This is a genomic window from Paracoccus sp. (in: a-proteobacteria), from assembly GCF_039808215.1.
In the GTDB taxonomy this organism is placed as follows: Bacteria; Pseudomonadota; Alphaproteobacteria; order Rhodobacterales; family Rhodobacteraceae; genus Paracoccus.
In genome coordinates, this window is record NZ_JBDHSP010000137.1 from 1 (window position 1) to 4,001 (window position 4,001).

Sequence of the window (4,001 nt, forward strand, 5' to 3'; positions counted from 1 at the left end):
AATCATTCGTTCAACAATCATATCCCCATAAAAGTCATGACTTTTTCGGTCATAATATTCTAGTCCTGCATTTTCGACAATGTAGGAAAATGAAATTTCATTCTCTTTTGGGATGGATAGCTTAATTAAGTCTGCTTTTTCGTAATCCACAAGTTGATTTAAGAAAGCAATATGTCCCGAGAATTGAATTACACCGTCAGCCCAATTCATTGCTTCTTTATACATTTCGGGAAAAGGTTGAAGGGTGTTTAAATTCAAATCTGTGTAGAATGGTTTTAGAGCTGGAGCCCAACCATAATTGTAAAATTCTCGTAGTTCTTCAACTTCTTGTTCTGTCTTTCCTGGCGGATTGGTATAAAAAAGTATTACAAAGTCCAGTCGTCTAAGAATATGCTGAATTGCATGATAACTTGGTCCTGAAAATGTATCTCTAATCTTTAAGGTTTCTGTTCGGATTATTTCTTTAATGTATGAAGCTGCTTTTTCTGTCATTTCAATGTCGAAGGACGTTGCCGGTTAAACTTGCCACTAACGGTTTACGGCTTGCAGCAGGTGGGGAATTCATTGTTCCTTCTGCCCGAACCGTCAGCCGAAAGTAGATGAAAAAGTTGATTATTTGTTCGTTTGCTGATAGAATTCCGTCAGCCCGAACTGAAGATGATAACAGTACTAAAGCTCATTGTTATTCCTTCAGCCCCACTTGCTGCAAACCGATGTAAGCGGCTGTTTTGTTGTCCTTGCATGGATACATTTCTTGGATAAAGAAAATTCCGTCAAACATCCTGTTCCATTTCTTCTTAAACGTCCAATATCTCCACCCTCTCATGTCAAACTCTTCATTTGATTTTGGAAAAGTCTTGTTATAGGTTGTGAAGTCAACAAAAGCATATTCAAACGAATTGTTCATCCAGCTTTCAAGGCTATTCGCTTTTGGTTTGCCGATAGTAAATTTTTTCTCCCACAACCGTCCACCCTCTCCTTTGTAGGAAGTAAATCCTATGGAATATATCTTATCATTTAGGGATGTGTCAGAAGATAAAAAATGCCTCATTGAAGTATATTTCTTGTCGGAATAGCTGGCTACATGATTGTTTGCAGCCCAGACGATAATCTTTTGATTTGGATACTTTGATTGGAAAATCCATTTTAGATTCAAACCCATCTGTCTATCTCGTATCGTTTCTACCTGCCATTTATCTTTTTTGTTTACGTAGAGTTCTTCTTCATTGAATGAAATTAGATTTTCTATTACTACAGACCAAAAGTTTTCAGAAGGCAATTTATCATTTACTTGCTCCTTAATAATTTTCAAGGTGTTTCCACACTTATAAAAAAAATCATTTGTAGGTCGCTGGTAACCGAATTTAGTGACTAATGTTTCAAGTTGCACCAATACTGTTGATTGATAATCGGTTGCTTTGGTTATAGGTAATTCTAATTCCCGGAATACACTGTCAAGTTTTTCAACAAGATGTTTTCTTGAATAAGAATAAACTGTTTGATTGTCAAAACCGGTAACGATTATCGGAACATCAGATTTTCGAGTAAGTGGAATATAATTGTAAAATAGGTCATTGCAGGCATCACAGTAAGCCCAAAGGCTTAAGATATTATTTTTTAAAAATGAATCAATTTGTGGTTTACTTTTATTTAAATCATTCCAGCCTTCATTTAATCCAAAAAAATCACTTTCAAATGCTAAAATGTTAAATCCCTTTTTTTCGTGCAAGTATTTAATAAGTCTTGTTTTTGCAAGAAAGGTTGCGGCGTCTCCGTGGTCTTGTTCTCCCAACATTACGATTTGAGCATTTCCAATTGAATTGCCGATTGCCAACAAGTCATCATAGTTTGTAGAATCAGGTGAAATACTCGAAATACGAATCACATTGTGAAGTACGAACTCCTTTATTTTCTGTTGTCCAAAGACAACTGTATTTGCAAAAATTAAAAATAAAGTCAGTAGTTTATACATGTCGGGTAAAATAGCCGCTTACGGTTTGCGGCTTTGCGTTCGGGCGGGCTTTTTAGCACTAACCTTGATACGAAGAACCACACTTCAAATATGCACAAAATTTTCTACGAAGCACGTCACCCCGCCTGACGCAAAACCGCTGTTACCTGCTGCCCGACTGTCCACACGAAGCGGTGTCATTGCAAGTCTGCACAACCGGTTGTATAAATTAAAGTCGTTTAAGTTCGTCATATTTTTCAAATAGTTCTGCTCCTGTCAGCTTTTCAATTTCTTTAGTAATCATTCCAATCCTTATGTTTATAAAGTCAAGAAAGCCTTCATTAACTTTTGTTGCCCAAATTGGACTGTTGTTATGAATAGGAATTAAATACGATGACATTGTTTTATTGAAATGTTTTAAATTTTCAAACCTTGTCAAATAGGTTTTGGGTAAGGAAGCCCCAATTGAGATGTTCTTGTAGGCATCCAGAAAGCAAATGTTAGTGATACAGTTTATCCATTGCTCTTTAAGTCCATTTGCTTCTAATAATGCTTTTGGAAAAATATGATGTCTGTGCTTTTTGTTTGAAGTAGATGTGATGTTGTCTAACAACATTGGTCGTCCATTGTCTAAGTAAAGTGGCTTTCTCATTTTCAACATCAAGTAGTAAGCAATTGTCACTGACCCGCTGTCTCTGTAATCTGAACGCATAAAATCATAAACATTTACTTTCTTGTCAATGCTGTAATTGACTTGCTTTCCGTTTGCCAATGACCTGAAAAATTTAATGTCAGTTGGAATATTTTTATTGAACTCACTACCTGAGTATCTTTTATTTAAGCAGGTGTGCCAAAACCATTTTCTTATTTGCTTGATTTGATATGGTGTCGCTTTTTTACTATTGACTGCAAAAAAGAATGATAGCATAGAAAACATGTTAGAGATTGGTAATTCCTTTAAATTTTTAATAAAAAATTCAGATGCTAAAAAGTCAACGCAAAGTTTATACCCATTCTCAATTTTCTTCCACTCCTTGAGGAAGTCACTTTCCTTTGTGTTTTGTTTTAGAATTTGATTTAAAAAAGGTTTGAAACCAGCACCGCCAATTTTGTCAGCTTTATAATATAACGCTATTGTATTTTGAATAGCATCATCTGAAATTTCATTAAAGCCATTTTGTAAATCCTTTTTAGTGTCCTCAACGTGGTCACGTAAATGAACGGTTGTAGCTAAAGCAAATAATTCGTCAGCACGATTTAATCTCATACCTGCTGAATTAACTCTTATAAAAATTTCTCTTGCTTGTTCAAAGTCAAAACCACTAAATTTTAAAATGCTGAATTTATAACTGTAAAAAGCATTGTAGCATTTTGATGCTTCTAAGAATTGATATTTTTTTAGGTTTAGTCTTTTAGCTAAAGTGTTTGGTGTCGTATTAAGTAATTCAGTCAAACGAATTAAACTGCCATCTTCTTCTGATAATTTTTTGCGAAAAGTGAAGCGGTTTTCGCTCTCTTTATTTGTGTCAAAATAGATGTCATTGAAGTTAATTCTTGAATTAACAACTTTGCTGGGCTCAATTCCAAATAAGACACCATATATTGTAGAAAGTCTTTGTTGTCCGTCAATGATTACCTCTGCAACGGGAGCTTGTCGTCTGTATTGTGGAATTATGGTTTTAGTATTTGGTCGTATTTCAAAAGCTTTGCTTGTCTTAGTCTCCCAAACCAAAGCTATACCTATTGGATAGTTTTTATAAATACTGTCCATTAGTTTACAAATGCTGTCCTTTTTCCAAACATAACTTCTCTGAATTTGCGGAATTGCAAAAACCCGTTCGTCAAATTTTGCTCTAAGTTTTTTTAAGTTAAAGTCTTCTATGTAAAAGTCACTCATGATTTATTATTTGTTGCTGTCAAAGTTAATTTCTTGCAGTCAGTTTCAAGTTAGCACTGTCGTCACGGGTTGCAGGTAACGTTTTGGGTATTGCCGAAGGCGGGGATTTTTAGTACAAAAGTTAAATAGAATTACTAAAGTTCAACTTTGTAC

Annotated in this window: 3 protein-coding genes; all 3 read right to left on the reverse strand. The window is 34.8% G+C overall.

What is annotated here, in order from left to right; translation table 11 throughout:
• A partial coding sequence (locus WMK75_RS18560; protein WP_347269060.1) for a hypothetical protein occupies positions 1–492 on the reverse strand: 492 nt, incomplete at its 3' end.
• A gap of 190 nt (positions 493–682) precedes the next feature.
• Positions 683–1,972 (reverse strand): erythromycin esterase family protein, encoded by a 1,290-nt coding sequence (locus WMK75_RS18565; RefSeq protein ID WP_347269061.1) that lies wholly within the window; start codon positions 1,970–1,972, stop codon positions 683–685.
• 208 nt (positions 1,973–2,180) lie between these two features.
• Positions 2,181–3,848 carry a DUF262 domain-containing protein gene (locus tag WMK75_RS18570; protein WP_347269062.1) on the reverse strand — a complete coding sequence of 556 codons (1,668 nt, stop codon included), beginning with the start codon at positions 3,846–3,848 and terminating at the stop codon, positions 2,181–2,183.
• Positions 3,849–4,001 lie beyond the last annotated feature (153 nt).

Bases quoted from the DNA above. Each gene is read 5' to 3' on its own strand.
- WMK75_RS18565 (WP_347269061.1), bottom strand. From the start codon at position 1,972: ATGTATAAACTACTGACTTTATTTTTAATTTTTGCAAATACAGTTGTC.
- WMK75_RS18570 (WP_347269062.1), bottom strand. From the start codon at position 3,848: ATGAGTGACTTTTACATAGAAGACTTTAACTTAAAAAAACTTAGAGCA.